Here is a 3,366-nt window from a genome sequence, read left to right on the forward strand (position 1 = left end):
TGTGCGTCGAGACTGGGCGCGGCGGCGACCGCGGTGCGGAAGGCGGTCGACCGTTCATCGATCAGTCGCAGCAGGTCAGGGAACTCAAGATTCTTTTCCACGCCGGATATCTATCACCGTGCTCCGGTGATCGGACAGCGATTTTCACAGTCGCCGCCAGTTGGCCATTGCGGACGTTGTCCTTGCCTCCCACCGCTCGGGTGACATGCTGCAGCACTGCTGCGAGGACGCTGGTGGTGGCGGTACGCCCGGCGTCGTGCCTGTGGGTGCTCTGGCCTCGCCCCGCGGCCGGGCACCTCGGCGACGTGACGTCCACCCGGTGCGCGGAACTTACCCCTGGGGAAATACGCGAGCGTCCACAGTTGGAGGGCTGAGCCCACACCTCTTGCATCGCCCGCTCTATGCGTCCTTGGACCTCGAGAGTAAAGCGGTCTATGTCTTCGGGATCGACCTCAATGACGGCCTCGTAGTACTCGACACCCCAGTCCTTCTCCTCGTAGAGCAGGCGGATCTTCGGGAGCTCAGCCAACAGAGCATCGGCGTCAGCGTGGCCGCCTTGCTTGAGAAGTAGAGCGGGCGCCCCGAGCAGGTGCTCAGCCAGCGCGGCAGTGCCCTCTTCGCGCGGCTCATCCCCAAACCCGTCAATCGCCTCGTCCAGCCAGTACGTGTTGTCTGCCATGAGGGGATTGTTCGTCCGTGGCGATGCACGCCGAGACTCTGAAAGCCCGTACAAGGGCCGCGCTCCTCCGCGGCGCCCAGGAGCGGCAGCAGACGGGGCGCAGCGACGAAGCGGCAACATGGAGCGCGGCCGCCCGGACCCTGCTCCTCGCCGGGCGCAGCGCGCGCAGAGGCCGAAGTGTCCGCGCCGTCGCAGGCGGTCTGCCCACCCTGGGACGAGGCCGGTAGACGCAGGGTTGCGCCACCACGGCAGGGTGTCTCACCGTCGTGGCGAGGCGAGCGCCCGCAGACCACCGGCGCCCTCCGTGGCCTGCCTCCCTCGGTTTGCGTGACCCCCGACGGGGTGCGCCGGAGCAGGGTCCAACCAATCACTAGGGTGCGTTGCGCGGCCCGCTGCTCACGCCGCGAACCTGGTGCCCGCCCCCTTGCGCTGCTCAACCTCCAGCCCGCCCGGCCGGTGTAGCCACTGCGCCAGCGATGAATGCCCGAGGATGGGAACCAAGGCGGCGGGGCCTTGCCCAGAGATGCCGGCCCAGAGCGCCCGAGGGTGCGCCGCGGCAGGCACGACCTCCTCCAGGACTTCGCGGCTTCATGGCGCTTTGGATCACACTCATTCGCAAGCGCCTGAGGGAAGGACGCGAGACGAAGGGCGAGCTGGGCGGCTACGCCTACGGCGCCCCTCGCTACGGACAGCGCGCCGAGGACAAGGCCTTCGCCACCGATGAGAGCGAGGCACGGAACCTGGCGCTGATGCAGCAGTGGAAGTCCGAAGGGCTCGGAGTCAGGGCCATCGCCCGCAAGGCCAACGAGCAGGGGACCCCGTCCAAGCGCGGTGGCCAGTGACACCCGAGCACCGTGGCACGACTCCTCGACGACGAGGAGCGCAGGAAGAACAATGAGGGCTCGGCCCGCCGCCGCGCCTGGAAGAAGGAAGAGCAGCGCCGCACCCGCGCCGAGCGGATCCTCGGCAGCAGGTAAGGATGCGGCGACGTGCTACTTCCCTGGGTAGTCGGCGTCGTCCTGCGCGATGGGTAGCTGGTTGTGTCCCTCGGACCAGTGGTTGACCCAGCCGCATTGCGAGCAGGCGTAGCGGCCGTTGACGCCGCGGATCAGGGTTCCGCAGCGCTTGCACTCAGTGCGCGTGATCTCCGGGGCCCGGTTCGCTGGCGGTGCCGTCTCGTCCATCCTCGGAACCTATCGTCGTTGGGGGCTCGGGCGCGTCGGCCCCGCCGCATAACTGGGAGCAGCTTCCCGCTGCCGTGAGGGGCGCGCCGCATTTCTGGCAGTTGCCAGCCATCCTCAGACCTCCTCGCGAGACCGACGGGTGTCATACCCAGCCCGCTGCTCGGGCACGCCGAGTGCTGGGAGCAGTCGGGCGTCCGCGTTACATAGCAACGTGGCTTCGAGCGTCCACTCCCACCGGCTGCGCTCTTCCCAGATGCGCCGCCCCCCTTGCCCCTCCGCGACGACACACGCCCGGCCTATCTGGTGTAGCGGGAACGGCGGGTGAACGGGGCGGTGTTGGGCAACGATGGCAAAAACCGCTGCGGTGTCTGGCCTGCGACGTTCGGTCACGCATCGCACACAGGCAGTCCGGGTGACACGCCCCTCCGGCTTCCCCGCACAGCCGGCGTGGGTGGTGCACAGTGAGGACTCCCGCCCTTCAAGCCCGCCGCGTGGAGGGCGGGACCCTGGGTTCCGGGCACAGGCCGTCACACGCCGCCCGGAACCCAACTCACCTTCGCCCGGACACGGGCGGGCCGTGGACGCGGATGCCGGCGAGGACCGGTGCCACAAGCACCGATGGGCACAAGCTGCAGCTCGCCCCACGACATGACACACGGCCCCGGCGAGAAGAGGAAGCCAGGGCCGTGCCGTTGACACCCCAGGGAGGGGGAGGCCTCCTCGTGTCACCCCTCATACAACCCCGCAGCACCCACCGGCGCCGGTGACCGGCGCCGGCGACACCCCGGCGCGACGCCCGGGCGGCGCAACGCGTACGGCCCCGGAACGCGAAAAGCCCGGGACGCAGGACACGCCGTCGGGGGCGGGCGGGTCCCGACGAACAACCACACCCCCGCCCACCGGCCGCATGCCGCACCGGAATCACACGCGCGACCACACCGGCAGACGAACAGCACAGAGGGAGACGGCACGGGAGCAGCTGCGGGGCTAGCGGGTCAGGTTCCGGGGTCGAGCGTGACCTCGGACGGGTCGGCGACGTCGGCGGGCCGGCCGGCCTGGACCGCTTGTTCCTCGTAGCCGCCGGCCGTGCGGGTTCGGGTGCCGGCACGGTACGGGTTCGAGGTCCAGGCGCCAGTAGTGGGCGATCCCGGCCGCCGCGTACAGGGACGGCTTCATCGTGCGGCGCGTGGACGGCGAGGCGATCTCCACGACCAGGAGCACGTCACGCGCGTCGATCGCCAGACCCGCCTGCGCGGCTCCGGAGATCGCGGGCGGGCGTGCCTGTCTTCAGACCGTGGTTGACCGCCGGGTGTCCTGCAGCTGGCCGAGCCAGATGCGCCAGGCGAAGGACAGGGATGCGAGACCGGGGATGAAGAGGGCGGGCCACAGGAGCCAAGGCGGGAGGTAGCCGGGCGGTGGCCAGTGCTGATCGAGCATGAGACCGGACAAGGTCGTCAACCCGATCGCGAAGAGCGGCAGGATCCAGGCGGGCGGGAGGTCACC

General features: G+C 69.8%; 6 protein-coding genes. 2 read left to right on the forward strand and 4 right to left on the reverse strand.

The features are described from left to right. Positions 1–61 precede the first annotated feature (61 nt). Entirely contained in the window at positions 62–679 is a 618-nt protein-coding gene (locus AC067Z_RS37275) for a hypothetical protein (RefSeq protein WP_478794091.1), read from the reverse strand. A 590-nt stretch (positions 680–1,269) separates the two neighbouring features. Between AC067Z_RS37275 and AC067Z_RS37280 the strand changes: the two genes are divergently transcribed. Both AC067Z_RS37280 and AC067Z_RS37285 read left to right on the forward strand, forming a co-directional pair. Beyond that, on the forward strand, positions 1,270–1,521 hold the full coding sequence (locus tag AC067Z_RS37280) for a hypothetical protein (RefSeq protein ID WP_478794092.1): 252 nt from the start codon (positions 1,270–1,272) through the stop codon (positions 1,519–1,521). 12 nt (positions 1,522–1,533) lie between these two features. Beyond that, positions 1,534–1,656: a hypothetical protein gene (locus AC067Z_RS37285; RefSeq protein ID WP_478794093.1), complete on the forward strand. Its 123-nt coding sequence runs from the start codon at positions 1,534–1,536 to the stop codon at positions 1,654–1,656. A 15-nt stretch (positions 1,657–1,671) separates the two neighbouring features. On the opposite strand, the gene AC067Z_RS37290 is transcribed toward AC067Z_RS37285, so the two are convergent. The 3 genes from AC067Z_RS37290 to AC067Z_RS37300 form a co-directional block, all read right to left on the reverse strand. Next, a complete protein-coding gene (locus AC067Z_RS37290; RefSeq protein ID WP_478794094.1) occupies positions 1,672–1,863 on the reverse strand; it encodes a hypothetical protein in 192 nt (63 codons plus the stop codon). Positions 1,864–2,850: 987 nt separating this feature from the next. Next, positions 2,851–3,084, reverse strand: coding sequence for a Uma2 family endonuclease (locus AC067Z_RS37295; RefSeq protein ID WP_478794095.1), 234 nt, complete (start codon positions 3,082–3,084; stop codon positions 2,851–2,853). Positions 3,085–3,150: 66 nt separating this feature from the next. Further along, positions 3,151–3,366: hypothetical protein (locus AC067Z_RS37300; RefSeq protein WP_478794096.1), on the reverse strand; the 216-nt coding region annotated here is incomplete at its 5' end.

Source organism: Streptomyces sp. NPDC043812, from assembly GCF_056436245.1.